We start from the raw sequence: 25,471 nt of genomic DNA, 5'->3' as shown, positions 1-25,471 counted from the left end.
TCAGGCATACCAACCTCTCTCGCTCGCCGTGTGGGGGAGCGGCCGCCGTCCGGTCAGCTGGGGTTCACCTGCCGGACTTCATGATCAGGTACGTTCCCACGGCCACCTCCGACCCTCCCGACCCCGTGAGGACCCTTGACCGCGCAGGAAGTCCAGCAGCCGCTCTCCACCTTCCGACAAAGGGTCCCAGGCAAGAGGATCGGCGCCCGAGCCGGGGCGGCCGTCGTCGCCATGGCGCTGGTCGTGGCCGGGATGTGCGCGGGGGACGCCCGCGCCGGGTTCTTCCCCTTCGGCGCCGCCACGCGCGGCGTCAGCGACCTCGGCAACCAGTACGTCCCCTTCTACGCCTACCTGTGGGACGTCCTGCACGGCCAGGCCCGCGGTGACCTGTTCGTCAACTGGGCCTCCGGCCTGGGCTCCAGCTACCTCCCGGACCTCTTCTACTACCTGGCCGGCCCCTTCTCGCTGCTGGTAGGAGCGTTCCGGCGGGACCAGGTCGACCTGGCCGTCTACGTCATCACGGTCGCCAAGATCGCCTGCGGGGCGGGCGCCATGGCCTGGTACCTGCGCTCCCTCCCGTCCCGCACGCGCCCGCGCTCCGGCCTCGCCGCCGTCTTCGGCGCCGCGTACGGCCTGTGCGGGTGGGCCGTGACCGACGCGACCTACAACCCGATGTGGCTCGACGGGCTGATCGCGTTCCCCCTGCTGTGCCTGTCGGTGGAGTGGGCGCTGGCGCGGCGCCGGCCGGTGCTCGGCACGCTGTGCGTCGCCTTCGCCTGGGCCTGCGACTTCTACACCGCCTACTTCGCGGTGATCGGCGCCGCGGCCCTGCTGGTCATCCGCCTGGCGGCCGAGCCTTCGTCCTGGCGCGACAGGCTCGGCGCCTGCGGGCGCGTGGCGCTGCGGACGGCCGTCGGCACGGGCCTGGCGGCCCCGGCCTTCCTGGTGGTCTACTTCGCCGCCCAGGACGCCTGGCCGGTCGCCCCGCGGCCCTTCCACCCGCTCCACGCGGTCCCCCTGGCGGGACGGCTGCTCCCCGGCAGCTACCAGTTCAACTCGCCGGCCCTGTTCGTGGGCACCTTCGCGCTGTTCGCCGCGCTCACGCTGCCGTTCAACCGCGCCCTGCCGGTCCGCGTCCGCGTGGCGTGGACGGCGGTGGTCGCCGCCGTGCTCGCCTCGATGCTGTGGGCGCCGGCCGTGCGGGTCTGGTACGCCTTCACCAGCCCGAATGGCAGCGCCTACCGCGAGGCGTTCGTCCTGTGCGGCCTGCTGGTGGCCGCGGGCTGGACGTCGTTCTCGCGCGGCGTCCCCCGCCCGCCCGCCCTGGCCGCCGCCGGGGTGCTGCTCGGCGGCACGGTGTGGGCGGCCTCCCGCTGGCGGTTCGCCACGCCCGAGATGACCCGCTGGGTGGCGATCTGCGCCGTCGCCGGAGCCGTCCTGTACGGGTTGCTCACGCTGGCCCGCCGCCTGCGCGGCCGCCGGCTGAGGTACGGCCTGAGCGTCGCCCTGCTGGCGGCGCTGGCCGCCGTGCAGACCGCCGAGGCGGCGGCCAACGTGGCGCAGGTCGACGTCAAGCGGCTGGCACACCTGGACGACTACCCCGCCTGGGGGCCGTGGCACCAGCGGCTCAGGACGGTGGTGACCTCCGCGGACGGCTGGCCGTCCTACCGCACCGATCCCGGCGAGAGACGGGTGAGCGCCAACGACCCCCAGCTCGTCGGCGGGGAGGGCGCGGCCTACTACAGCAGCATGACCTCCACGGTGCTGGTCGACATGCTGTACCACCTCGGCTTCGGCTGGACCTCGCGCGGCCGCGCGCCGAGAAGCCTGGACAACCCGGTCACCGACGCCGTCCTCGCGATCGGCGCGCGGGCCCGCACCGTGGTCCCTCTCGGCTTCACCGGGGACACCCCGCTCGTGACCCTCTCGCGGGCCCTGGCCGCGCCGTTGGTCACCGTACGGCCGCCCTCCCCGGCGCCGCCGGCGTACGGCCCGTCGCCGTTCCGCAACCAGGAACTGCTGCTGGGCGCCCAGGTGTACGACCTCCCGGAGATCCGGTACGAGCGGGACACCGGCGCCGAGCTCCAAGGGGACCGCCACGGCGGCCTGTGGACCGTGCCCGACGCGATCCCCAGCCCCTCCTACCCGTACGTGCTCCGCGCCGACTGCCGTCCCGGCGAGCAGGTGTACTTCAACGCCCCCGAGTTCTCCGGCATGGTCACCCTCGCCGGGAACGACCCGGTGTCCTTCGAGCTCCGGACCCGGCACAACCGCGCGCCGGTCGAACGGCTCGGCACGGTGCCCGCGACCGGCCGGCTGAAGGTGAAACTGCGGCCTCACCTGCCGGGCCGCGTGCCCGGCCACGCGATCGGCTGCCTCGACACCACCCGCCTGGACGCCGCCGTCCGGAGCCTGCGCGCCGCGGGTGCCACCGCCGTCCACGTGTCCGGGCACACCGTCAGCGCCACGCTGCCCGCCGGCGGCACCGGCACGGCCGTCCTCGCCATTCCCGCCATCCGGGGCTGGACGTGCTCCCTCGGAGGCGGGGACCGGCGCCCGCCCGAGCGGTTCCTGGGCCTGCTCGCCGTCCCCCTGGACGGCAGGGCGACCTCGCTGACCTGCTCGTTCACCCCGCCGGGGCTGGGGGCCGGCCTGGCGGTCGCCGGGGCGTCGCTGCTCGCGGGACTCGCGTCGCTCCTGCTCTCCCGCCGCCGAGGGCGGCCGCCGTTTCGCCGATGTTAAGCGCACGTTAGATCTGGGGAGCTTCCCCTTGTTGGAACAACCTTCTACGGAGAGGCTGCGAGCGCGACGACACCCCCCATGGAGGTTCCCGTGACGACTCACGCAGCTCCACGCACGCCGTGGAAGGCCCTGCTCGGCGGCTCCGCCGGCAACCTGGTCGAGTGGTACGACTGGTTCGTCTACGCCAGCTTCGCGACCTACTTCGCCTCCTCGTTCTTCCCCGAAGGGGACGCCACAGCGCAGCTGCTCAACACCGCGGGCATCTTCGCGGTCGGCTTCTTCATGCGCCCGATCGGCGGCTGGCTGCTCGGCCGGTACGGCGACCGGCGCGGACGCAAGGCCGCGCTCACCCTCACCGTGACCCTCATGTCGGGCAGCGCCCTGCTGATCGCCATCGCCCCGACCTACGACAGCGTCGGCTACTTCGGCGCGGTCGTGCTGCTGATCGCCCGGCTGCTCCAGGGACTGTCGGTGGGCGGTGAGTACGCCGCCAGCGCCACCTACCTCACCGAGGCCACCCCGCCCGGCCGGCGCGGCTTCGGCTCCAGCTTCCAGTACGTCTCGATGACCCTCGGCCAGCTGGTCGGCCTCGGCCTGCAGATCATCCTGCAGCGCACGATGTCCGAGCAGGCCCTGCACTCCTACGGCTGGCGCATCCCGTTCATCGTCGGCGCGCTCGCCGCCGCCACCGTGTTCTACCTGCGGCGCAACCTGCTGGAGACCGAGGCCTACGACGAGGAGAGCGACTCGGGCGCCGAGCGCGGCACGATCAGGCAGCTCCTCCTGCACAAGAGGGAGTTCGTGCTGGTCATCGCCCTGACCATGGGCGGCACGGTGGCGTACTACACCTACACGACCTACCTCACCAAGTACCTGTCCAACACCGCGCACCTGCCGAAGACCACCGCGACGCTGGTGAGCTTCTGCGCGCTGTTCATCTTCATGCTCCTGCAGCCGCTCGCCGGATCCCTGTCGGACCGCATCGGCCGCAGGCCCCTGCTGATCACCTTCGGCGTGGGGTCGATGCTCGGCACCGTGCCGCTGATGTCCGCTCTCGCCGGGGTGACGGGGTTCGCCGGCGCTCTGGTGCTCTCCCTCATCGGGCTGGTGATCGTCACCGGCTACACCTCGATCAACGCCGTGGTGAAGGCCGAACTGTTCCCCACCCACGTCAGAGCCCTCGGCGTCGCCCTCCCGTACGCCATCGCCAACGCCCTGTTCGGCGGCACCGCCGAGTACATCGCCCTGTGGTTCAAGAGCATGGGCGTGGAGTCCGGCTTCTACTGGTACGTCGCCGGGTGCGCGGCCGTGTCCCTGGTCGTCTACCTGACCATGCGCGAGACCCGCGACGTCCCCCTGTCCCGCTCCGAGGGCGCCTCCACCACGGTCCCCACCGGCGTCTAGGACGGTTCCTGACGGTACGCGGGCCGGCGCCGGCCCGCGTACCGATGATTCACACGGACGGGTGCTCTCCGAGGTCGGTCTACCCTTGCTGACATGCGGGTTCTGCTGGTCGAGGACGATGACAGGCTCGCGGACGCCCTGACCACCGCCCTGGCGCGGCACGGCCACCAAGTGGTGCGCGCCGGGCTCGCCGTCGACGCTGTCCGCCTCGCGGGAGGAGCCGACTTCGTGCTCCTCGACCTCGGGCTCCCCGACATGGACGGGCTGGAGGCGCTGCGGCGCGTACGCCGGGTGTCCGCGGTGCCGATCATCGTGGTGACCGCCCGTACCGAGGAGCGCGAGGTGCTGCGCGGGCTCAGGTCCGGCGCCGACGACTACCTGGTCAAGCCGTTCCGCACCGCCGAGCTGATGGCCCGCATGCAGGCCGTGGCCCGCCGCGGCACCCGCCCCCTCCCGGCCCGCGACCACCTCGTACGGGTCGGGGACGTGTGCATCGACCTGGAGACCCGCCAGGTGACCGTGGGGGACAGGCCGGTGACGCTGACCAGGCGCGAGTTCGACGTGCTCGCGCTGCTCGCCCGCGAGCCCGGCGTCGTCCGCAGCCGCGACGAGATCCTCGACGAGGTCTGGGGCGACCCGCTGCTGTCCGCGTCGCGCTCCCTCGACGTCCACGTCGCGAACCTGCGCGCCAAACTCGGCCGCCCCGGGCTGGTCGAGACCCTGCGCGGCACCGGCTACCGCCTGGCCGTCCAGTGAACCGGCGGTCCGGGACGGCCGGCCCATGAACTCGCGGCTCGTCGTCACGTTCGTCACGCTGATCGTGTTCCTGATCGCGGCCCTGGCCGTCCCGCTCGGCCTGGCGTACGCCTCCCACCGCACCAACCGGCTGCTGCTCGACCGGCGCGCCGACGCCACCCGCTTCGCCGAGCTCGCCGACCAGGCCGTACGCGAGGGCGACCGCTCGGCCCTGAACGTCGAGATCACCCGGTACGCCGAGCTGTACGGCGCCGCGCTGCGCATCCGCGACCGGGAAGGCCGGGTCGTCGCCTCGGCCGGCCACATGGACGCCGACGACCGGGACGCCACCCGCCTCGCGCTCTCGGGACGGACGACCGAGGACCTCCCCACCATCGGCCCGTTCGGCCCGCCTGCCGTCCTGGTCGCCGAACCCGCCGGCCGTGACGCCCAGCTCAGCGGCGCCGTCCTGCTCCTCGCCCCGACCGACGCCGCCCGGCACGACGTACTGATGATCTGGCTCGGCCTCGCCCTGGGCGCGTTCGTCGCCGTCGGCTACTCGCTGCTGGCCGCGCGGCGACTGGCCCGGTGGATCCTGCTCCCGGTCACCGAGCTGGACCGCACCACCCGGGCCATCGCCGAGGGCCACCTCGACGCCCGCACCCGCCCCGGCGTCGGCCCCACCGAGCTGCGGCGGCTCGAGGAACGCTTCAACGCCATGGCCGACGCCGTCTCCGGCGCCCTGGAACGGCAGCGGGCGTTCGCCGCCGACGCTTCCCACGAGCTGCGCACCCCGCTCACCGTCCTGTCCCTGCGTCTTGAGAACCTCGAACCGCATCTGTCGGGCGACGGCAAGGCCGAGTACGATTCGGCCCTCGCCGAGGTCGACCGCCTGGCCGCGCTGGTCGCGGACCTGCTCACCCTCGCCCGGGTCGAGGCGGGAGCGGCGGTCGAGGAGGTCGACGTGGCGGCCGAGCTGCGCCCCCGGCTGGACGGCTGGCGCGAGGTGTACGCCGCGAAGGGGCTGGCCCTGGAGGCCGTCCTCCCCGCCACCCTGCGCACGGTCGCCGTGCCCGACGCGACCGCCCGGATCGCCGACATCGCCCTCGACAACGCGCAGAAGTTCGTCCCGCCGGGCGGAACCGTCACCGTCACCCTCGACGCGACGGCGCTGTGCGTCGCCGACGACGGCCCGGGACTGCCGGAACAGGAGCGATCCGAGGCGCTGGCGAGGTTCTGGCGCTCCGGCGCCCACGCCAACGTCCCCGGCAGCGGCCTCGGCCTGGCCATAGCCGCCGAACTGGCCAAAGCCTGCGGCGGACACCTCGACCTGCTCCCCACCAACCCTCACGGCCTGACCGTCCGCTTCACCCTGGCCCAGCCGTACTATCCGTACACCGAACGGTAGTAACGCGCCGCTCCGGGATGCAGAGGGACGGCGCCGGTGCCGATGGCGTACCGCTTGTCGAGGCGGCCGCCGGCGGCCTCCGGGGCCTGCAGGCGGTCGCGGCTGGAGAAGAGCGTCTCGGTGACGGTGAAGGCCACGTCCTCCGGCAGGTTCGCCCGGCACACCAGGTAGCTGGGGGTTCCGACGGTCGGCACGGGCCCGGCCGCGCCGTACTCCCCGGCGGGGACGGCGACGCTCTCGTACATCGGCCCGTACGTCCGGCGCAGCGCCGCCGCCGGCCCGTCGAGGGGCAGCAGGCGGATCCGGGTCGTGGCCTCGGCCAGCGCGGGAGTCGGCACTCCTCCCGACCAGAAGAACGCCTCGACCCGCCCCTCCGCCAGCGCGCCGAGCGACTCGTACAGCCCGAGCCGGGAGATCCGCACCGGTTTCGACAGCCCGGCATGGGCCAGCACCCGCTCGGCGGTGAACGCCGTCCCCGACCCCTCCGCGCCGACGGACACCGGCCTGCCGGCGAGGTCGGCCGGCGTCCGTATCGGAGAGTCGGCCAGGACCACCAGATGGATGTAGTTCAGGTACAACCGGGCCAGCGCCGCGACGGGCGTGCGGCGTACGCGGACGGCGACATCGGCGCTGTCGGCGAGCGCGAACGCCAGGTCGGCCCGGCCGTCGGCGAGCATCTCGAGGTTCTCCACGCTCGCCGCCGTCGCCAGCACCTCCACGGTGAAGCCGCCGCGCCGCAGCTCCACCGCGAACCGCCGTCCCAGCGCCTCGTACGCCCCGCCCACGGCCCCCGTCGCGAGCCGCAGCCGCAGCGCCGCGTCCGACCGGCCGGAGCACCCGGCGGCCGTGAGCAGGGCGAACGCGAGCAGTCCACGGCGCGACAGGGGCATGGCCTCACGTTATACGCACCCCCGATCCTCCTCGGCGTAACGGGAAGGTGACCGCCGTACACCTTTTTCGCTCACGGCCGTTGCACCCGGGCTGTGACGACCATGATGCTGTCTGTATGGGCGGTGCTGGCAGAGGTCGTCGGATCACGTCACCGGTCACGGTCGCGGCGGCCTCGGTCGCGATCGGCCTGGTGGGGAACATGGCGACCAGCACCGTGACCGTGGACGCGTGGTGGTGGGGTCCGCTCAACTGGGTGCTGACCGGCCTGTTCGGCATGGTCATCGTGATGTCCGTGCGGCGCGAGCGTGACGCCGGCCCCGCCTCGCAGCTGGAGCCCGCGCTCGCGGCGCTGAGGATGATGGTGAAGGTCCAGTGGCACACGGAGGCCGTCCGGGTGCTGGGGCTGGACAGGGACGCGATGTCCGTGCCCTGGCACATGATCGACAATCCGCGTTTCGTCCGCCGCGCCGATGGCGTGGCGATCGGCGGGGAGGTGACCTGGTCGGGATCGGGCGACCAGATCGCCGGAGTGGCCGACCGGTTCCGGGAGTCGGGCCGCTCGTTGATGGTGCTGGGCGGCGCAGGGGCGGGCAAGACGACGCTGGCGATCCAGCTCGTCCGGGAACTGGTGCGGAACTCGCGTGGCGACGAGCCGGTGCCGGTGCTGCTGGCGATGAACGGCTGGGACGTCGCGCGGTTCCCCCTCTTCGAGGACTGGCTGGCCGGACGGCTGGAACAGGCGTATCCGGCGCTGGGGGCGTTCGGCCCTGACATCGCGCGCCTGCTCTTCCGGGATGGCAGGATCATCCCGGTCCTGGATGGTCTGGACGAAATGCCCACCGCATCGCTGCCCGCCGCGCTGACCGAGCTCAACGCGGCGCTGTCCGCGCAGACGCAACTCGTCATCACCAGCCGCACCGCCGAGTACGCCGGCGCCGCACAGGCACTGGCCCACGCGGCCGTGGTCGAGGCCCAGCCCCTGTCGGCCGCGGCCGCCGCCGATCATCTGGACGGGATCCTCTCGCGAAGCATCCCGCACCCCGGTTGGCAGCACCTCCTGCGGCGATTACGCGATGGTGAGCCGACGCCGCTGGCGGAGACGGTGTCCAGCCCCCTCGGCTTGTGGCTGCTCCGCAGTGTCTATGCCGCCACCCCGGCCCTCGACCCGTCACCCCTCCTCGATCCCGCCCGCTTCGGCGACGCGGCCACGCTGCGCGCCCACCTGTTCGACCGCCTCATCCCCGCGCTCATCGAGGCCCGGCCGCCCGCTCAGGGGTCCGACGCCGACATGTTCCGGCCACGCCGCCTCTACCAGCCGGAGCAGGTGACCCGGTGGCTCCGCCATCTGGCCGCCCTCCTCGACCGCACCCCCGTTGAAGCCGAAAGTGTGGAACTGGGCAGCAAGAGCATCGGCGTCCGGGACTTCGCCTGGTGGCGGCTCGCGGCGACCACCCTCGACCGGCCGCCTCCAGGGCGGGGGGTCTCACTCATGATCCTACTGGCGAGTGCGGTGTGGGGGCTGACCTTGTCCACCTTCATGTCCGGGGCGTTCTCCTGGTGGTTCGTCGTCGCCGGCATGGGGATCGTGCTCGGCTACCGGGAGGGACCGAGCCACAGCGACCGCGGGTCGTGGGCGTACCATCAGCCGGGTTACGCCAACCTCCGTCTCTGGCGGCGGGCGTTCTCGCTGCTCAACGGGCTGATGTCCGCGTTCTCCCTCGCGCTTGGGATAACGCTCGTGATCGGGCTGGTGATGGGCGTCGGGTACGCGGCGGTCGGCCTCGTCACGGGGAAGCCGCTCGCGGACGCCCTGGTCGCCGCGTTCGCCGTGGCGCTGGTGTTCGGTCCCGCGATCGTCCTCACCCAGCTCACGGACGCCGTGCTGGAGTGGGCCGAGGCACCGGCCGTCGACGGGCAGGCGAGCACACCACTCGGCAGCTGGCGCGCGGACCGCCGTCTCACCCTCGTGCGGCTGGTCACCGGTGCGTTCCTCGGCGCGCTCATCGGCGCCACCGTGGTCGGCGCGGCCGGCGCGTCCCCACGCCCGGCGATGTTCGGAGTCCTGGTCACGGCCGCGGCCGGCGCGGCGTACGGGTTCGTGTCCGGCAGGCACCACGCCTGGCCGGTCTACGTCCTGGCCGCGGTACGCCTGGCACGACAGCGGCGGCTGCCACTGCGGCTGATGGCGTTCCTGGACGACGCTCACCGTCTCGGGCTGTTGCGCGCGGTCGGGCCGCTGTACCAGTTCCGGCACGCCGAGTTCCACGACCACCTGGCCGCCCGCCACGGGCAGGCGCCTCCCGGCAGGGCCCGGGCGGTCCACGCCGTCCCCCGAACCATCACTTCCGGGCGTCAGCCCGTACCCCGCCGGGCGGTCCCGGAGCTCACTCCGGTGTTCCTGCGCGAAATGAAGACCGCCGTGAAGGTCGCCGGCGTCATGTTCAGCGCGGACGGCGAACGGCTCGTGTGGACGGGCGAGGGCAGGACCACGCTGGCGGACCTGACCGGCCGGCCCCGGCGCGTCTACCGCCACGGCGGCGGCCTGACGGCCGTCCTCGGCCGCCTGACCAGCATGGGCTGGAGGGCCGCACTCAGCCCCGACGGCCGGCGGCTCGCCCTGACCGGAGAGCGCCTCGACCTCAGGACCGACGAGCTCACCGCCGGGAAGATCTGGCTCGTCGACGTCGAGACCGGCGACGGACTGCGGGAGATCACCCACGAGGGTGGGGTGTGGGCGGTGACGTTCAGCCCCGACGGTGCCCGCTTGGCGACGAGCGGCACCGGAGGCACCACCCGGGTCTGGGACGCGGCGAACGGCGCCGAACTCCTGCGTATCGCCCACCAGGCCACCTCGCATTGCGTCGCGTTCAGCCCCGACGGCACCCGCCTGGCCACCGCGACCGCCGGAGGATGGTCACAACCCCGGCGCTGGGAAGCGGAGGTCTGGGACGGGAGCAGCGGGGTGGCGCTGCTCAGGCTGTACCGACCGGCCCCCGAGGCCCTGGGGCCGTTCGCTATGCCGCTCTGGCAGACCTTCACGGTGACGTACGGTGTGGCCTTCAGCCCGGACGGGACCCGCCTGGCCACCGCAGGTGACGACGTCACCCGCGTCTGGGACGCCGAGTCCGGGGACGCCCTTGTGACGCTGTCACAGGAGGCGCGCCACGTCGCGTTCAGCCCCGACGGGACCTTGCTCGCCGCTGCCGGTCCCGGCCCCGACGTCAGGCTGTGGGACCTCGGCGACGACGCCCGAGAGGTTCTGCGTGTCTCCCACGGCATGCGGGCCACCGCCGCGGCGTTCAGCCCCGACGGGTCCCTCCTCGCCACCGCCGGCGAGGACAAGATCATCCGCTTGTGGGAGCTGTAGTACTTGGAGCCCTGATCCGGTCCGGGTGGCGTAGCACGAAACCGGCATTCCGGAGAGTGTCCTGCGGCAGAATCATTTGCAGTGAATCATGATCGCCGTCACTCCCCTCAGCCGGACACGACCTCGATCCAGTAGCGGCCGGTGTGGTCGCGATGGGCACCGTGGATGTCGGTGGCGAGGTCGGGGAACGTCCGGTCGAAGTCCTCCAGCGCCCGCAGGTACGTCATCAGGGGGCCGTCGGCCGGGCCGGTCGCCTCGCCGGGCATCAGCATCGGGATCCCGGGCGGTGTCACCACGACCGTGGTGGCGGCCACCCGGCCCGGCAGGTCGACCAGCGGGACCCGCTCCGTACGGGACCGGATCATCGCCTGGTAGCAGTCGGACGGGGTGAGCACGGGCTCGGGGAGGAAGGTGAAGACCTCGTCGAGCAGCTTGCCGACACATAGGTCGCGAAGCCTCTCGTGCACCCGCGTGCAGAACCGTCGCAGCGTGATCGCGGGCGGGCCGAAGCCCGGCAGTACCTCGGCGAGCGGCAGGTCGTCGTCGTAGGCGCTCTTGAAGTCGGTGAGCGCGTCGATCAGCGTGCCCCACTTGCCCTTGGTGATGCCCATCGAGAACAGCACCAGGAGCGTGTGGTCGCCCGTCTTCTCGACCACGATGCCGCGCCGCTCCAGGTACGCGGCCACGATGCGGGCCGGGATGCCCCAGTCGAGGGTGCCGGTGGCGGCGTCCGCGCCGGGACAGGTGATCGTCACCTTCACCGGGTCGAGCAGGCAGTAGCCGTCGGTGAGCCCGTCGAACCCGTGCCAGGCCGCGCCCGGCTCCAGCGTCCAGCACGCGGGCTCTCCCGACAGCAGGGCCGGGTCGGCCTCCGCGAACGACACCTTTTCCCCGGTTCGTGGGTCGGTGACCGATTGAGGTTGCCAGACGCCGAAGAACCAGTCCGGCCGCCGGCCGTCCTCACGGATGCGCGCCGCCAGCCGTACCATCGCCTGCCGGAAGCGGACCGCCTCGACGATCGCCTCCTCGGTCAGATGCAGCCCGGACGGGCCGTCCATCATCGCCGCCGCCACGTCGAGCGAGGCGATCATCGGGTAGAGCGGCGAGGTGGAGGCGTGCATCAGGTACGTCTCGTTGAACCGGTCGTAGTGCACCGGCGCCCGCTCGGAGGCACGGACGTGCACCATCGCCGCCTGCGACAACGCGGCCAGCAACTTGTGCGTGGACTGGGTGGTGAACACGGTGGGCCGGCCCGGGCCGGGAAGCGTGCGCTCGTCGATCGCCATGCCGTACCTGCGGGCGTACAGCGGGTGGAAGCGGGCGTAGGCGAACCACGCCTCGTCGAAGTGCAGCCGGGGGACTGCGGCGCCCAGCAGCTCACCGACGCGGATCGCGTCGTAGCACAGCCCGTCGTACGTCGAGTTGGTGATCACCCCGTACGCCGGCTCGCCGATGGCGAGAGGATGGCCGATCACCCGGTCGTGCACCGCGCCGGCCTCCAGGGCGGCGGGCGGGATCGGCCCGGCCAGACCGAGCCCGTTGCGTTCGGGCACCAGGTAGACCGGCCGGGCGCCGCTGATGGCCAGCGCGTGCTGGATGGATTTGTGGCAGTTGCGGTCCACCAGGACGGTGTCGTCGCGGGCGATGGCGTGGTGGCCGACGATGCGGTTGGCGGTGGAGTTGCCGTTGCAGACGAAGAACGTCCGGTCCGCGCCGAAGACCCGCGCGGCGTTCCGCTCGGCGTCCCCGATGGGACCGGTGTGGTCGAGCGGCGAGCCGAGCTCGGTGACCGAGATCGACAGGTCGGTACGCAGCAGCCGCTCCCCGTAGAAATCGAAGAACGCCCGGCCCACAGGTGATTTCAGGAAGGCCACGCCGCCGGCGTGCGCCGGGGTGTGCCAGGAGTACCGATGGTGGTCCTCCAGGCGCCGCAGCGCCCCGAAGAACGGCGGGAGGATCTTCTCCGCGTACTGCTCGGCCGCGTGGGCGATCCGCCCGGCGATGAAGCGCGGGGTGTCCTCCAGCGGGAAGACGTAGCCGTGGATCACCTCGTACACCCACAGAGGGAGCTCCTGCTCGGACGTCATCAGGAAGACCGGCAGGCCGCGGAAGCGCTTGGCCAGCGCGCCCAGCAACTCCTCGGCCCCCGGCGCGTCCCACGCCGCCAGCACCGCCGACAGGGAGGCGTCCGAGCCGATCACCGCCAGCGCGTCGTCGGTCCGGTGCGTCCACCGGACCTGAAGATCGAGCTCGTCCATCGCCGCGCACACGCGGCGCAACTGCTCGGCGAGCGCCGTGTCGGCATCGGGACGCTCGGTTACGGCGGCAAGGACCGTTCGCTCCATGCGGCACTCCATGGTCGGGGGATCGGGGAACTCTCCCGGCCAGCTTCCCTGCTCGACACTTTGAGTAGCCGCTCAGTTACCTAATCGGTATGAGCGTCACCCGCCCAAGGGGCGCCGTGCCGTTGTCGCCGAGCCCGGCGAGGAAATACGCTCGCTCGCTGTCTCCCGTGCCGCGGGGAACGCCAAGGATTTCCTCCCGTGAACGGCCGCTACGCCGTGATGCCGGCATCCTGTGGAACATAGGCGGGCCGGGCGCCGCGGACGTTCAGCATGATCGCGTACACTGACGTCGAGGCGGTCATGAAGAGCCAGTTGCGCTTGAGGCCGCCGAAGACCAGGTTGGAGGTCTTCTCCGGCAGCCGGAGCTTGCCGATCAGCGTGCCGTCGGGCGCGAAGCAGTGCACACCCTCGTGCGTGGCCGCCCAGATGCGGCCGGTGTCGTCGAGCCGGATGCCGTCGAACGACCCCGCCGTGCACTCGGCGAGCACCTCGCCGCCGGTCAGCGTGCCGTCGTCCCGGACGTCAAAAGCCCTCAGGTGCCGGCGCCGGGTGTCCACGACGTACAGCAGTCGCTCGTCCAGCGAGAACGCCAAGCCGTTGGGGCGCACGAAGTCATCCGCGACGACGCGCACCTCCCCGGTGACCGGGTCCGCCCGGTAGACCTGGTCGGCGCCGATCTCGCTCTCCGCCCGGTGGCCCTCGTAGTCGCTGGTGATGCCGTAGGACGGGTCGGTGAACCAGATGGAGCCGTCCGACTTCACCACCACGTCGTTGGGGCTGTTGAGCCGCTTGCCCTGCCACCGGTCGGCGATCGTGGTGATCGAGCCGTCGTGCTCGGTGCGGGTCACCCGGCGGTTGCCCTGCTCGCACGAGACCAGCCGGCCCTGAACGTCCAGCGTGTGCCCGTTGGTGTACCCGGCCGGTACGCGGAACGGGCCGACGTTCCCGGTCAGCTCGTCCCAGCGCAGCATGCGGTCGTTGGGGATGTCGCTCCAGGCGAGGTACCGCCCCGCGGGCACGTACACCGGCCCCTCGGCCCACCGGCACCCCTGGTAGATGCGCTCCACCCGCTCGTCACCGCCGACCAGCGCGAACCGCTCGTCGAGCACCTCGAACTCGGCAGGAATCGTCTCCGTCATGAAGCGAAGCCAAGCCTACCGAACGTCATCTCGTCAAATGCTGGCTGAGCCTGATTTCGTTCAATGTGGATCGGGTATGCCCTGATACGATCTGGCCATGGACGACATCGACAGGACGCTGATCGGCCTCCTCCAGCAGGACGCCACCCAGTCGTACGCGACGCTCGGCACCGCCGTGGGCCTGTCGAGCGGCGCCGCCCACGAGCGCGTCCGGAAGCTGCGCGAGCGCGGAGTGATCCGGCGCACGACCGTCGACGTCGACCCGGTGGCCGTGGGCAGAGGCGTGCTGGCGTACGTGATGATCGACGGCACCACCTGGATGGGCGACACCCAGCAGGCCCTAGCCGCCATCCCCGAGATCGAGGAAGCCCACGTCATCGCCGGCCCGGCCTCCCTCCTAGTGAAGGTCAGAGCCACCACCACCCAGGACCTCCAACTGATCCTGCGCAAGCTCTTCGACATCCACGGAGTAGCCAAAACCCAAACCATCGTCGCCTTGGAAACCTTCTTCGAACGGCCAGTCCACATCCCTACTCCACCTGGGGCAGATGGCCCCATACCCGGGTGAGGGGTGCCCGGCACCTGCCCATGGATGCTCGATGTCACCGAGTGGCAGGGCGATGTCAACTCCTTCGTCGAGGCCATGGTCTGGCTCGTCACGAGGACGCTCGCCGACCCCAAGCACTTCTACCGCTCCTACGCCACCGCCGAACTGGACGGATCATGACCGCACAACGAGCCACCACCGCAGCTTCGTCCGCCCGCGAGATGAACCTCTACCGCTGCTACTTCGATCTGGTCGCCAACGGGACCAAGACGATCGAGGTGCGAGTGCAGTACCCCAACCTGCGCACCCTCGCCGCAGGTGATCACATTCGGTTCGTGTGCGGTCGCGATGAGGCCCTCACCAAGATCAAGCGTGTCGCCCGCTACGCCTCGTTCGAGGAGATGCTGGACGCCGAAGGGCCTGAGCGGGTGAACCCGACCAGCCCCCGTGACCAGCAACTCGCCGACATCCGCCGTATTTACGGCCCGGAGAAAGAAGCCCTCGGCGTACTGGCCATCGAGATCGAGCTGATCGAACCCGCCACCGCATGAACCGGAGCCATATCTGATCATGAGGGCCCACCCACTGGGCGGGCCCTCATGATCAGCTCAATTGAGCGTCGCGGGAACCGGTAAGCGCATACAGATCGCCTATCGGCGGGTGGCCGACGGCCAGGACATGGGCAGGAAGGTGGCCTACACCCCCGCCATTGGCCTCGCGAGCCTGCAGTACGAGGGAAACCGTGATGGCGGCCAGCGCGAAGACAGATATCAACGCGGGGTCTCGGCGGTCATGCCGCCTTTCATACCCGCTGTGAAGCAGGCGGGGGAAGGTGTGTGACCTTTCTTGGAAAGTAGGAGAGAAGGTCCTCTCCCCGTTGCCACAGCCCGGTGATTTCGCTGCGGCAGACGTCGATCAGCTCCGGATCGGTGAACTTGCGAGCGCCGGATAGAACGCCGTCTGTGTACAGGATCTCGTACATGACAGGGCTCGGCGAGCGCTCACCGAGCACGAGAACCTCGGGAAGGATGGCCTCGGTCTCCAGATGCGCGATTGCCTCGGTGGGAAGCACCTGGATCTGTTCGCCCAGCTCAGCCCAGATCATTAGCAGATGGAGTTCCCACTGCAGATATGAAGTGGGCGGATCGCATACGAAGCGGATGCGCCGTTGGACGATGCCGAATCGATCGAGGTCACGCTGGTGCTCCGCCCTGCCGGCACGCATCTCACGCGCGAGTAGCAGGGACTTCTCCCAATCGCCCTCGGCCATCGCCACCCAGCTAGGAGAGGAGGGCTCCTTGAAGGTGAGCTGCCTTTCGAGCTTCCACGACATGTCGGTCTTCCAGAAGTTTTCCTGGAAGTCGCTCTTGTACGAGGGAAGGTCAAGGGCCTGCGCAGGCAGGCGGCTGAGCTGGTCAAGCATCTGGGATGCCCGGCTTGGCCGCGATAAGAAGGCGGCGTGGAATCATGACAAGACGCTCGTCCGCACGTATGGTCAACCCGATGGGCAGCCGGTTTCTATAGTCAGCGGTCACGTCACGCACGACCACGGCGATGTCTCCATTCTCCATCTCCCAGATATCGGGACAGCCATCAGTAAGGGCTGTGCCCCCGAGCTCGCGCATCGACTTGCCGAGTCTACGTAGGAAACCGGTCTCTGTCTCGGCTTCCCAGAGTGTGTCCATTTTTCGCACCTTTCGGAACCAGAAACACCTGACCTGATCAGGGTCACACCATCTCTGTGTGCACGTCAATAAATCGGTGTGTTCTACCCATTCATGCGGGGCCGTAAAGGTGGCGACGATTGCCATTAAAACAGCAATATTATGCCGATCCTTGATCGGCACCCGAGCCGGGGCGCTTCCCTCTGTAGTGGACATACCAATTGTGAACATCCGCCGGTGCTGTGTCGGCCAGGAACCGTCTTGGTGTCACCGTGCAACCGTCCGTGAAATCATGGTGATTCAGTCAGACGGTCCCGCTCGCGACAGCCTGCGGACCCGGAAGAAGGCAGCGGACCTGCTTGCCGATCGGCGTCACGGCGACGTCCCAACCGGGAGCGAGCGCGTCGAGCAGCCACAGCCCACGCCCAGATTCGGCCTGGTCGTCCGGAGCGGTGGCTGATCGGACGGGAAGGCGGTGCGGATTCGGATCGTGAACCTTGACCCAGATCCCGCCGGAGTCCACCTCCACCTCAACGACGACCGGCGCCCAGTTCCCACAGGCCCGAACGGCGTTCCCGATCAGCTCAGACGCCACCAGCCGCGCCGACTCCGCAGCCTCAATGTCCACCCCCACCGCCACCAGGCTCTTCAGCGTCACCTCCCGCACGGCCCGCAGGTTCTCCTCGCACACGTTCATGTGCACGACGAACCCACCTGGCCTGTTCGCGAGATAGAACCCCAAGGCCGCTTCCGTCAGCTGTTCCTGCATCGTGTTCGCCTCTCCGCCGAGAACCATTGAGGCGCAGCACCTATGTCACGATTCGGATCGTTTCGGTGACGCTAGGTGACAACACCTAGGCGAAGCATGCTGCTGTAGCACCGCGACTTGCAACCTTGTCACCTAAACTCGTTCATGATTTTCGGGAGTACAGGGCTCGCTACTGTTCGTGATGGAACACTGCGGCGTATGCCGAACGCACGCCCAGTCCCTACCGTCCGCCGCCGACGGCTGGGAGAGTCCCTCCGCCGGTACCGCAACGCCGCCGGCCTGAACCTCGACGACGCCGCCGCGGCGGTAGGCTGGAAGGCGCCCAAGCTGTCGCGGATCGAGAACGCGAACGCCCACATCCGCCCTGCTGACGTAACCGCCCTCCTCCAGGCGTACGGCGTGAGTGATCCTGAGGTGTTCGGCGCTCTGGAGAACCTGGCCAAGGATGCCGGAAAGAAGGGCTGGTGGCAGACCTACGGCGGCATCGTGGCCCCGGCCTATGCCGACTACATCTCCCTGGAGTCTGACGCCGACAGTATCCGGATCTTCGCCCCGCTACTCGTCCCAGGCCTGCTCCAGACGGCGGCCTACGCCCGCGAGACCATCGCCGGCATCACCATGACGCGTACCCCTGAAGAGATAGCCGCCCTTGCGGAGGTACGGCTGGCGCGACAAGCCGTGCTCACCCGTCCCAAGCGCCCTTTGAAGGTATGGGCAGTCATCTCCGAGGCCGTCCTGCACCAGCGGTTCGCCGTACGACCCGAGACCATGCGAGACCAACTCCGAAGGCTCCGCGATTGCGCTGAGCTGCCCAACATCACCATTCAGATCATGCCCTTGGACGCCACGCCACATCCTGGCAGCGCAGGCGGCTTCAGCCTCGTCGGCTTCCCCGGCACCATGCCTGACGTGGTCTTGTTGGAGAACCTCATCGGTGCGACTTATGTTGAAGGCGTCTCGGAAGTAAGTACCTTTGCCGACGCGTTCAACCGAATCGTCGCTGCCGCGTTGCCGGTGGACGACTCCACGGCCCTGATCGCGCGCCTGGAGGAAGGCGGCAAGCCGTGAACGAGCCGAAGATAGACATCTACGCCTACGACCTGTTCGAAGCCAGGTGGCGCAAATCCTCTGCCAGCGCTGCCGAGAACGACTGCGTTGAGATAGCAGATCTTCCCGGCGGAGCAAGGGCTATACGTGACTCCAAGAACCCCTCTGGCGGAGTCTTAAGGACGACTGCCTCGGAGTGGAAGGCGTTGCGCGTCGGAATCCAGACCGGTGCGCTGAGACCAGTAGTGTAAGCAGCTCATCTGTCAACGAGATCAGCAGCCAGCGCTCAGGAAGAGCCCGGCGTTTGGAGCGGGTAGTGGCCAAGTAGTTTAGGCCACGATGGCAGCAATTTAATAGATTGCATGAGCTGAGGGGCCGCAGACGATATAGTTTCCGAGTGATCAACGCCCCCCTGCCTGGCATGACGGCGCCCGACCCGGAGCTCGAAGCGGTCCATACATACTTGACAGTCGTCGACCCGGGAGGAGAAAGAATCGCGGGAGCGATCCGCCGGACCTTCGACATGCTCCTTGACGGGCAACATACCGGACGCTTCCGCTGGGAGCAGCTGCACAAGACCGAGAAAACTCACTGTGGCACGCTGATTGAAATCAATCTGCAGCGCGAGTTTAGGTTCGCTGACGGAAAGATTTTGGACTACTCAATCAATGGGATTGAAGTCGACTGTAAGTACTCGCAGAAGCTGGCAGATTGGATGATCCCGCCGGAAGCAGCGGGGCGCATTCTCCTGGGGCTTTGGGCAAGCGACATCAAGGGACGATGGAGTGCCGGGCTGGTCAGGGCGAGCGAGGAACGCCTAAATCCTGCTGGTAATCGCGATGCCAAACGAACATTGAGTCGGCATGGACGTCAGGAGATCCTCTGGCTGTTCAAGGAAGCCCCGTTAAAGGAGAACGTGCTACTGCGGTTGCCGAACGATGACATCGACGCGATTTTCCGTTCCACTAGTGGGCAGAAGCGTATTAACGAGTTATTCCGGCGGGCTCAGGGGCGCGTGATCAGTAGGACCGTGGTGGCCACTGTCGCCATGCAAGAGGACTATATGAAGCGCGTCCGCGGCAATGGCGGTGCACGAACAGCGCTGCGGCCTGAGGGGATCGTCATCTTTGGGCAGTACGGGAACCATGTACAGACCGCTGCTAATTTGGGGCTACCTAGGCCTAGTTATGGTGAATTTGTGAGCATTCGGCTGGCGCGCCGACGGACGCACCATGGGGCAGCAGCCTGGGTGGAGCTTGATGGTCAGCAGTGGGTGGTAGCCACGCAAGGAGATCCAATCGAGCCAGGGCCGAAATTGCCAAATATTAGCTAGATAGCCTCTTTAGTGGAGAGTGCTATCGAGACAGGCATCTCGGTCACTAAGCTCGTAGGCATAAATTGATCACTGCTTCATCAGCGTTCATGGCTCGGACCATGGGCCACATCAGATAACATCGCTCACATGTTCGGATCCACGGTTCAGCACCGCTACAACTGTCTCCACCGCGGAGGCCAGCGGTTCGTGCTCCCAAAGCCGAACGACTTGCCAGCCCGCCTCGCTAAGCACCGCGTTGACTCTTTGATCGCGGTCCATGTTCCGCTGCAGCTTCGGAGACCAGTACCACTCGTTGGTGGTTGGCTGCCGCCCATGCTGTGGACACACGTGCCAGAAGCATCCATCGACGAAGATCGCAATTTTGCGAGCCGTGAAGACGATGTCCGGACGGACTTTCACTCCGTTGAGGTCCAGGCGAAGGTCCTTACGGTAGCGGTACCCCAGCCGGTGCAGGGCACTGCGGAGAGCGACCTCGGGCTTGGTGTTGGTACGCCGGTTAGCTTGCATGTTCCGCGAGCGGCCCTCGTTCAGCGGCCGAGGGTAAAGACCTCGCTCGTAGGCCTGCTCGCGAGCTTGGGCTCTCTTAAGGTCAGACACACCCGTTCCCCTGACCACACGACTCGCTATCTTATCCGCCAAGATACAGCTGCTGGCTTGTCTGCGTAGCACTGAGAACAACGAAAGGAGATCTTGTGACCGAGCGAGGTGCACTGCGAGTCATTGAGATCTGCGCTGGCGCAGGCGGCCAGGCCCTTGGTCTAGAGAAGGCTGGATTCGAACACGAGCTTGCGGTCGAGCTGGACGAGAACGCTGTGAACACGCTGCGTCACAACCGACCTGAGTGGAAGGTAGTCCAGGGCGACGTCGCTGATCGGGAAGTGTGGAACCCAGAGCACTTCGCTCCCCGTGAAGGCTGGAGACTAGACCTCTTGGCCGGCGGAGTACCTTGCCCGCCCTTCACGATCGCGGGTAAGCAACTGGGGGCGACCGACGAACGCGATCTTTTCGCTTGGGCAGTGGAGCAGGTCAAGGTTGTCAGGCCCCGAGCACTCCTACTTGAGAACGTTCGCGGCTTGAGCATGCCCCGATTCTCGGGGTATCGCCAGCACGTCCTAGATCGGCTCCAGGAGTTCGGCTACAGCGCCGAGTGGCGCTTGCTACACGCCTCTAAGTACGGAGTTCCGCAGCTACGCCCACGCTTTGTGCTTGTCGCAATGGAGCCAGACGACTTCGCGCGATTCCACTGGCCTACCGAGATAGGTGATCCTCCTTCGGTTGGAGAGACGCTTTTCCCGCTGATGTCCGCCAACGGTTGGAAGGGGGCGGAAGAATGGGCGGAGAAGGCTAACGATATCGCTCCAACAATCGTTGGCGGTTCCAAGAAGCATGGCGGTGCTGACCTTGGACCTACCCGCGCTAAGCGTGCCTGGGCTGAGATGGGGGTCGACGCTCTTGGCATCGCAAATCATGCTCCAAACCCAGATGACGTATTTGCCGTCGGTCCTAAACTTACCTGCGAAATGGTCGCGCTACTTCAGGGCTGGGATCACAACGAGTTCAAATGGGAGTTCACTGGCAAGAAGACTTCCACTTACCGGCAAATCGGCAATGCGTTCCCGCCTCCCGTAGCTAAGGCGCTTGGAGTTGCCATCGCAGCTGCGCTCAACGGCACAAGTGAGATCTGCGAACGTGGTGACGTTGCAGGCGTTGACAAGATCTATCGAGCCCTCCGCAGCAAGGGCGACTTCATGACTGCCGCACAAATTGCACAGGCTACCAAGCTCGAGCTGGAGCCGCACGAGCTGGAGCGCCGCATCAGTTTGTTGAGCCGTGACTTCCAAATCGAGATCCGAAATGGAAAGGCGGCCACAGCGTACAAGCTGGGGGAATTTAAGGCATTTCTGGGTCAGGATGACCATGTACGTCATGATCAATTTCATCAGCTCCGCGCAAAGATTAGTTAGTTTCAGGGGTCGAAATCGACTATGAAGACTACAATGCGGGAGCTGAATTGACTTGATGGAGGCTTAGGGTCACCAGTCGACGCTACCGTCGATTATCGGCGATCTACTCTCAATGAAGAGAGGAGCGAGCCTCGAGATTCCGCTCACGGCCTCGTTTGGCGGGATCTCAAAACGGCATGACTCCCATCGTCCGCTTACTGCATGGTCTCGAGGCGCGTGCTGCCTGAACCACTCTCTACTTACCGAACATACCGCCTCAGCTTTAAGGTCATCGGAAAGGCGGACGGCGACAAGTTGCCATTCAGGGTCGTGAACCATGGTCTCATACTCGTGCCGGGACAGGAACACGGCCAGACGGTGCCGGCGGAGTGTCGTTTTCACTTCGATGTGCAACCTGTAAGTTCCGCTCTTCACCCCGATGTCGTATCCGTAACTATCCGAGTGCTGCGAGACCTGTTCGATACATGCTGCTACCGAATTCTTCAACAGTTCGATCAGAGCGGCTTCGCCGGCTGCACCAATCCTCTCCCGTTGCTCGACGTCGACCTTTCCCCATAAGGAGCGAAGGTGTTGGAAAGCCCGAATGTTGTCGAGGCCGAGAGCGTCTGCTGCTTTGATGGCGTCCTCCGGCAGTTCATCGGGACTCTGAACGAGGGCGTCCGTGTCGGGGAACCAGGGCAGATGCAAGAGTGCGGCTTCGAAGACTTGCAGCGGGATCGGTGCCTGTCCTCGTCCCCCACTAAGCAACCCTGACTCGCCAAGCCATGAATAGGCAGCGTCGTACTGGGTGGGTGTGACATCGCTAAAATCTGGATGTGTCGTGAAGATTGCGCGACACCGTCTATATCCGCTGGCTGGAAGCCTCTCCAACCAGCGGACGGCTGCACGTAGTACAGGTTCAGGTGGCAGCGGCACGGAGATGGCCCATTAGTGCCTGAAGGTCGCGCTGGTCAAGCCCGCCGCCAATGGCGGGTTCCTCATAGAGGTCTGCAAGTTCCCTGACGGCAGGGTCGTCGAGGATGCTACCCATAAATAGAAGCTTTTTTGCCAAGCGGTCTTCGACTACCTCGTCAATAGTGCCTTCGGATGCCAAAACGGTGATTCGGGTCTCGGTACCCGGTGTAAGGCCTAGCCGGTGGATGCGGTCGAGGCTTTGCAGAAAGCGGCCTGCTGCGAAGTCGCGATCGACATAGACGGCGTCATGGCATTCGTGGTGAAGGCTAATACCCTCGCCGAGCGTGGCAGGGTTGGAGAGGAGAACCATGCAGTCGGGATCTTTCCTGAACCGGGATATCTCCGCTTCCCGATCTTCAGTGCCGCCGTGGACTACCGTCGGCCGGAACTCACCGAGGATGCGGCTCAAGGTGTTCAGACTGCGGACAAATGTCGACCAGACCAGTGTCTTGCGTCCTTTTGTGGCATTCTCGGCGACAATTGCAAGTACTTCTTGGTATTTCGGGGATAACTCATAACTGGGCAAATCACGCATGAGAGCCGCCAGCGGCGAGCCCTCAGGAACCGTTAGCGGAGGCACTCGGTAGGCGAGCGGCTCATAACGGGTCGCACCGACCGTGAGGAGGGCAGGGCTGGTTGCAGCCATGAGCATATATATGGCAATTTTGCCAAGAGCAAGGAAGTCGTTCTCGGACCCGGCGGCCCGCGCTGAGAATCGGCCTAGCAGCGCCTCGTAGATCTCCTTGTGCAGCGGCGGCATCGCCACGATGCGCAAACTCGTCGTCACTGGTGGGAGGCCGAGTTCTTCCTTAGTCGTTCTGGTGAACAGAGGACGGAGTACCTGACTCGCCTTGGCGAGGTCTCCATCTCCAATTGCCTGGATGACCTTTTGGCGTCCATGGCCGGGCCACACAAATCCGAAGAGGTTCTCTAAGTCTTTGGGTCCGTTAGGCGCTGGCGTGCCGGTGAGGATGAGCCGATGCCTGGCTCTCGGGCTGAGTGCGAGACAAGCTGTACCGTATGCCCCATCTGCTCCCAATTTCATCCGATGCGCCTCGTCAAGCAGAAGCATCGACGGCCGCGCTGTCAGCCACTGTCCGAGGTGGTTGACTACGCCATCGAACCGAAGCCGCTCATAGTTCACGATCAGCGCATCCGCGGAGGGATCGTTTTCCTTCCCGTAGATCTCCATACGTAGGGGATCGGCGAGGCATTGCTGGTTCTCGAACCTCCACGACTCGTAGCAGGACTTTGGGCCAACAACTAGGAGGCGTTCGATCCCCTTGTTGCGTAGCGCGTGAAAGACCGCGAGTCCGACACGGGTCTTGCCGGCTCCTGGTACGGAGAAGTTAGCCCCGTGCCTGAGTGACAGCAATCGTGCGATGTCTCTTAGTTGAAAGCCAGTCAGGTTTCCCGTCCAAGAAGACTGCAAGAGTTGACACACTTCATCGGCGGTCACCTCGGTCGGGACGCTGCCGCTGTCGATCCTTTCGCCCATGGCTTGGGCATCGGCTGCGGCGTCGGCTGCTAGGGCGGCAAGCTGCGGATCCCAAGCGACTGTGGCTGGTTCAGGCCAAGTTGCGAGGGCGACGAGGTTCACAAGGAGGTCATCGACGTCGACTTCAAGCACGCCTGACATTCGTTGGATGCCTGTGCGGAACTTGAGCGCTAGCCGTCTGAGATCATCTTCTCGATCGCTCCTGGCCCGTAGGCGCGCCTTGACGACACCGTCACCGAAGCCAATCTCAAGGCTGATGTTCTGGGGGGTGTGCAACATCACTCTTCCCGTGTCGCGGCGAGCAGCCACTCAATGCCGTCACCCGGTGAGGTGAACGTCCGGCCCGCAAGTCTGGCCAGCCGGGCCAAACTGTCACGCAATTCCAGCAGCGCATCGTCGAAAGCGTCCTCGTCCAGAGCACGTTTGGCCTTGGCTTCGGCGAACTCCGCAGCACACTGCTTCACGTAGTCAGCAGCATCGCTCAACCGTTCTTGGACAGCAATCTTGCGCTTCTCTAGTTGGGCGTTCTGGCCGGCCAGCTTTACCGCAGCGTCGAAAGCTCTACGTGCCGAAATGATCACCCGGTTGGCTTCATCAAGTGCCTGCGGCTGTACCTTGTTCGCTGACAGACTGGCTGCTTTAGCTTGGAGCAGCCTGTCAGTGAGCGCGCGAGTTGTTTTGACAGCGACCGTAGCGTCCGGGACGGTAACGCCCGGGAGCCCGGGTATCGTAACTGCACTCGACTCTTGAATGGCCGGACGAAGGTCCGGGGGGAGTCGCTCGTCGAGGTAACGATTATGAAAGTCTTCCTCAGCCAAGCGGAGGGAAGTCTTGGGGTAGTTCAGCACGACCATCGCTAGTCTCGACTCTTTGAGCTGCTCAGCGGCTTCGGGGTCAGTAGTTGCCTTCTTCGCGAAGTCTCGCTGTAGTTCTCTGAGTTTCTCCTGCTGCTCCTCGAAATCGACAAGACGGAGGCATGCTCCACTACTGGTTCGGCTGCGCTCGATCGCCTCATTGATCATCTGATATACGCGCCGGTCAAGCCGTAGGGTCGGAACCTTGATATTGAAATCGCGGGCTACATCTTCCTCCCGTCGTCCGCTGGCGAGCTCTTCCTCAATAGCGATGAGGCGGTTGATGTAGGAGTAGTCTCGGCGCTTGTCCTTTCGCAGCTGCAACGCGAGTTCAACGCTGTTGATGTCCCGTCGGGATGTGTCCTGAGGTAGTACGCCGACACGGATGTCTTTGACCCCGAGGTCTCTCAAGGCAGCGCAGCGGGTGTTCCCGTCGACGATGATGCCGTCGCGGCTGATGATTCCCGGCTCCTTCTGCCCGAAGTCTTCGAGCTCTTCCAGTAGCGTGGTGTAGTCGGGATCTCTTTGCTGCGGGTCTGATGGCTTCTGCCTGAGAAGATCATGTAGGTATGCCTGAGCACGCTCCCCCCAAGGCTCCTCTTCCAGGATGCGATTACGTTCCGGGTCCAGGGTCTTCTGAGCTCGAATCCTGTGCGTGTCGGGGTTGTAGTAGAGGGTATCGACGGGCATTGAAATTACATAGAGATGCCTTGGCTCGCCGCGCCAGTCGACCGTGATCTTGGCGCCATCCTCAGACATGGCCTGCTTGAGGCGCTCCTCGACCAAGCTGCGGATCCTCTCGCCCTC

22 protein-coding genes are annotated in these 25,471 nt (G+C 66.8%); 12 read left to right on the top strand and 10 right to left on the bottom strand.

Annotation, left to right across the window (positions count from 1 at the left end):
* Nucleotides 1-135 precede the first annotated feature (135 nt).
* The 4 genes from KIK05_RS35810 (at nt 136) to KIK05_RS35795 (ending at nt 6,289) form a co-directional block, all read left to right on the top strand.
* Nucleotides 136-2,742, top strand: coding sequence for a YfhO family protein (locus tag KIK05_RS35810; protein WP_214415286.1), 2,607 nt, complete (start codon nt 136-138; stop codon nt 2,740-2,742).
* 90 nt (nt 2,743-2,832) lie between these two features.
* Entirely contained in the window at nt 2,833-4,146 is a 1,314-nt protein-coding gene (locus tag KIK05_RS35805; RefSeq protein WP_308250248.1) for an MFS transporter, read from the top strand.
* Between the two features lie 93 nt (nt 4,147-4,239).
* Nucleotides 4,240-4,902: a response regulator transcription factor gene (locus KIK05_RS35800; protein WP_214415284.1), complete on the top strand. Its 663-nt coding sequence runs from the start codon at nt 4,240-4,242 to the stop codon at nt 4,900-4,902.
* Between the two features lie 25 nt (nt 4,903-4,927).
* Nucleotides 4,928-6,289, top strand: a complete 1,362-nt coding sequence (locus KIK05_RS35795; protein WP_214415283.1) for a sensor histidine kinase — start codon at nt 4,928-4,930, stop codon at nt 6,287-6,289.
* On the opposite strand, the gene KIK05_RS35790 is transcribed toward KIK05_RS35795, so the two are convergent.
* Nucleotides 6,268-7,179, bottom strand: a complete 912-nt coding sequence (locus KIK05_RS35790; RefSeq protein WP_250564015.1) for a TAXI family TRAP transporter solute-binding subunit — start codon at nt 7,177-7,179, stop codon at nt 6,268-6,270. The two genes, KIK05_RS35795 and KIK05_RS35790, sit on opposite strands and share 22 nt — an antisense overlap.
* A 200-nt stretch (nt 7,180-7,379) precedes the next feature.
* Here KIK05_RS35790 and KIK05_RS35785 point away from each other — a divergent pair, with 200 nt between their 5' ends.
* The gene (locus tag KIK05_RS35785; RefSeq protein ID WP_214415282.1) at nt 7,380-10,547 is read left to right on the top strand and encodes an NACHT and WD40 repeat domain-containing protein; all 3,168 of its coding nucleotides are present in this window, start codon (nt 7,380-7,382) and stop codon (nt 10,545-10,547) included.
* 107 nt (nt 10,548-10,654) lie between these two features.
* Here KIK05_RS35785 and KIK05_RS35780 read toward each other — a convergent pair whose 3' ends face one another.
* Both KIK05_RS35780 and KIK05_RS35775 read right to left on the bottom strand, forming a co-directional pair.
* Complete coding sequence (locus KIK05_RS35780; RefSeq protein ID WP_250564014.1) at nt 10,655-12,892, bottom strand: Orn/Lys/Arg family decarboxylase; 2,238 nt, start codon at nt 12,890-12,892, stop codon at nt 10,655-10,657.
* A 209-nt stretch (nt 12,893-13,101) separates the two neighbouring features.
* A complete protein-coding gene (locus tag KIK05_RS35775; protein WP_214415281.1) occupies nt 13,102-14,031 on the bottom strand; it encodes an SMP-30/gluconolactonase/LRE family protein in 930 nt (309 codons plus the stop codon).
* 97 nt (nt 14,032-14,128) lie between these two features.
* Between KIK05_RS35775 and KIK05_RS35770 the strand changes: the two genes are divergently transcribed.
* Genes KIK05_RS35770 through KIK05_RS35765 form a run of 3 tightly spaced genes read left to right on the top strand, consistent with a single transcriptional unit; the run spans nt 14,129 to nt 15,129 of the window.
* Complete coding sequence (locus tag KIK05_RS35770; RefSeq protein ID WP_214415280.1) at nt 14,129-14,599, top strand: Lrp/AsnC family transcriptional regulator; 471 nt, start codon at nt 14,129-14,131, stop codon at nt 14,597-14,599.
* Between the two features lie 24 nt (nt 14,600-14,623).
* Nucleotides 14,624-14,758: a hypothetical protein gene (locus KIK05_RS48420; protein WP_284681530.1), complete on the top strand. Its 135-nt coding sequence runs from the start codon at nt 14,624-14,626 to the stop codon at nt 14,756-14,758.
* A complete protein-coding gene (locus KIK05_RS35765) occupies nt 14,755-15,129 on the top strand; it encodes an ASCH domain-containing protein (RefSeq protein WP_214415279.1) in 375 nt (124 codons plus the stop codon). The genes KIK05_RS48420 and KIK05_RS35765 overlap by 4 nt, the downstream gene beginning before the upstream one ends.
* A gap of 251 nt (nt 15,130-15,380) precedes the next feature.
* On the opposite strand, the gene KIK05_RS35760 is transcribed toward KIK05_RS35765, so the two are convergent.
* The 3 genes from KIK05_RS35760 to KIK05_RS35750 all read right to left on the bottom strand — a co-directional run bounded on the left by KIK05_RS35760 (nt 15,381) and on the right by KIK05_RS35750 (nt 17,011).
* Nucleotides 15,381-16,001 carry a DUF6879 family protein gene (locus tag KIK05_RS35760; protein ID WP_214415278.1) on the bottom strand — a complete coding sequence of 207 codons (621 nt, stop codon included), beginning with the start codon at nt 15,999-16,001 and terminating at the stop codon, nt 15,381-15,383.
* Complete coding sequence (locus KIK05_RS35755) at nt 15,994-16,263, bottom strand: hypothetical protein (protein ID WP_214415277.1); 270 nt, start codon at nt 16,261-16,263, stop codon at nt 15,994-15,996. Before KIK05_RS35755 ends, KIK05_RS35760 begins: the two co-directional genes overlap by 8 nt.
* Nucleotides 16,264-16,546: 283 nt before the next feature.
* Nucleotides 16,547-17,011: an ATP-binding protein gene (locus tag KIK05_RS35750; RefSeq protein ID WP_214415276.1), complete on the bottom strand. Its 465-nt coding sequence runs from the start codon at nt 17,009-17,011 to the stop codon at nt 16,547-16,549.
* A 198-nt stretch (nt 17,012-17,209) separates the two neighbouring features.
* Between KIK05_RS35750 and KIK05_RS35745 the strand changes: the two genes are divergently transcribed.
* The 3 genes from KIK05_RS35745 to KIK05_RS35735 all read left to right on the top strand — a co-directional run bounded on the left by KIK05_RS35745 (nt 17,210) and on the right by KIK05_RS35735 (nt 19,391).
* On the top strand, nt 17,210-18,079 hold the full coding sequence (locus tag KIK05_RS35745) for a helix-turn-helix domain-containing protein (protein WP_214415275.1): 870 nt from the start codon (nt 17,210-17,212) through the stop codon (nt 18,077-18,079).
* Nucleotides 18,076-18,309: a DUF397 domain-containing protein gene (locus tag KIK05_RS35740; protein ID WP_308250247.1), complete on the top strand. Its 234-nt coding sequence runs from the start codon at nt 18,076-18,078 to the stop codon at nt 18,307-18,309. The genes KIK05_RS35745 and KIK05_RS35740 overlap by 4 nt, the downstream gene beginning before the upstream one ends.
* Before the next feature lie 146 nt (nt 18,310-18,455).
* Nucleotides 18,456-19,391, top strand: a complete 936-nt coding sequence (locus tag KIK05_RS35735; protein ID WP_308250246.1) for a NaeI family type II restriction endonuclease — start codon at nt 18,456-18,458, stop codon at nt 19,389-19,391.
* A 111-nt stretch (nt 19,392-19,502) separates the two neighbouring features.
* Here KIK05_RS35735 and KIK05_RS35730 read toward each other — a convergent pair whose 3' ends face one another.
* A complete protein-coding gene (locus tag KIK05_RS35730; RefSeq protein WP_308250245.1) occupies nt 19,503-19,991 on the bottom strand; it encodes a very short patch repair endonuclease in 489 nt (162 codons plus the stop codon).
* Nucleotides 19,992-20,086: 95 nt separating this feature from the next.
* Between KIK05_RS35730 and KIK05_RS35725 the strand changes: the two genes are divergently transcribed.
* Entirely contained in the window at nt 20,087-21,358 is a 1,272-nt protein-coding gene (locus KIK05_RS35725; RefSeq protein WP_308250244.1) for a DNA cytosine methyltransferase, read from the top strand.
* 69 nt (nt 21,359-21,427) lie between these two features.
* Here KIK05_RS35725 and KIK05_RS35720 read toward each other — a convergent pair whose 3' ends face one another.
* The 3 genes from KIK05_RS35720 to KIK05_RS35710 form a co-directional block, all read right to left on the bottom strand.
* On the bottom strand, nt 21,428-22,045 hold the full coding sequence (locus tag KIK05_RS35720; RefSeq protein WP_214415274.1) for a protein NO VEIN domain-containing protein: 618 nt from the start codon (nt 22,043-22,045) through the stop codon (nt 21,428-21,430).
* A 211-nt stretch (nt 22,046-22,256) separates the two neighbouring features.
* Complete coding sequence (locus KIK05_RS35715) at nt 22,257-24,089, bottom strand: DEAD/DEAH box helicase (protein ID WP_250564013.1); 1,833 nt, start codon at nt 24,087-24,089, stop codon at nt 22,257-22,259.
* Nucleotides 24,089-25,450 (bottom strand): ParB N-terminal domain-containing protein, encoded by a 1,362-nt coding sequence (locus tag KIK05_RS35710; RefSeq protein ID WP_214415273.1) that lies wholly within the window; start codon nt 25,448-25,450, stop codon nt 24,089-24,091. Before KIK05_RS35710 ends, KIK05_RS35715 begins: the two co-directional genes overlap by 1 nt.
* Nucleotides 25,451-25,471: the final 21 nt, after the last annotated feature.

This window comes from Sphaerisporangium fuscum, from assembly GCF_018531465.1.
Classification (GTDB): Bacteria; Actinomycetota; Actinomycetes; order Streptosporangiales; family Streptosporangiaceae; genus Sphaerisporangium; species Sphaerisporangium fuscum.
Note: the sequence above shows the minus strand (reverse complement) of the source record. Positions and strands in the feature narration are given on the sequence as shown.

Excerpts from the sequence above, each read along its gene's own strand:
- KIK05_RS35800 (WP_214415284.1), top strand. The coding sequence starts at position 4,240 with ATGCGGGTTCTGCTGGTCGAGGACGATGACAGGCTCGCGGACGCCCTG.
- KIK05_RS35795 (WP_214415283.1), top strand. The coding sequence starts at position 4,928 with ATGAACTCGCGGCTCGTCGTCACGTTCGTCACGCTGATCGTGTTCCTG.
- KIK05_RS35790 (WP_250564015.1), bottom strand. The coding sequence starts at position 7,179 with ATGCCCCTGTCGCGCCGTGGACTGCTCGCGTTCGCCCTGCTCACGGCC.
- KIK05_RS35785 (WP_214415282.1), top strand. The coding sequence starts at position 7,380 with ATGGCGACCAGCACCGTGACCGTGGACGCGTGGTGGTGGGGTCCGCTC.
- KIK05_RS35780 (WP_250564014.1), bottom strand. The coding sequence starts at position 12,892 with ATGGAGCGAACGGTCCTTGCCGCCGTAACCGAGCGTCCCGATGCCGAC.
- KIK05_RS35775 (WP_214415281.1), bottom strand. The coding sequence starts at position 14,031 with ATGACGGAGACGATTCCTGCCGAGTTCGAGGTGCTCGACGAGCGGTTC.
- KIK05_RS35770 (WP_214415280.1), top strand. The coding sequence starts at position 14,129 with ATGGACGACATCGACAGGACGCTGATCGGCCTCCTCCAGCAGGACGCC.
- KIK05_RS48420 (WP_284681530.1), top strand. The coding sequence starts at position 14,624 with ATGCTCGATGTCACCGAGTGGCAGGGCGATGTCAACTCCTTCGTCGAG.
- KIK05_RS35765 (WP_214415279.1), top strand. The coding sequence starts at position 14,755 with ATGACCGCACAACGAGCCACCACCGCAGCTTCGTCCGCCCGCGAGATG.
- KIK05_RS35760 (WP_214415278.1), bottom strand. The coding sequence starts at position 16,001 with ATGCTTGACCAGCTCAGCCGCCTGCCTGCGCAGGCCCTTGACCTTCCC.
- KIK05_RS35755 (WP_214415277.1), bottom strand. The coding sequence starts at position 16,263 with ATGGACACACTCTGGGAAGCCGAGACAGAGACCGGTTTCCTACGTAGA.
- KIK05_RS35750 (WP_214415276.1), bottom strand. The coding sequence starts at position 17,011 with ATGCAGGAACAGCTGACGGAAGCGGCCTTGGGGTTCTATCTCGCGAAC.
- KIK05_RS35745 (WP_214415275.1), top strand. The coding sequence starts at position 17,210 with ATGCCGAACGCACGCCCAGTCCCTACCGTCCGCCGCCGACGGCTGGGA.
- KIK05_RS35715 (WP_250564013.1), bottom strand. The coding sequence starts at position 24,089 with ATGTTGCACACCCCCCAGAACATCAGCCTTGAGATTGGCTTCGGTGAC.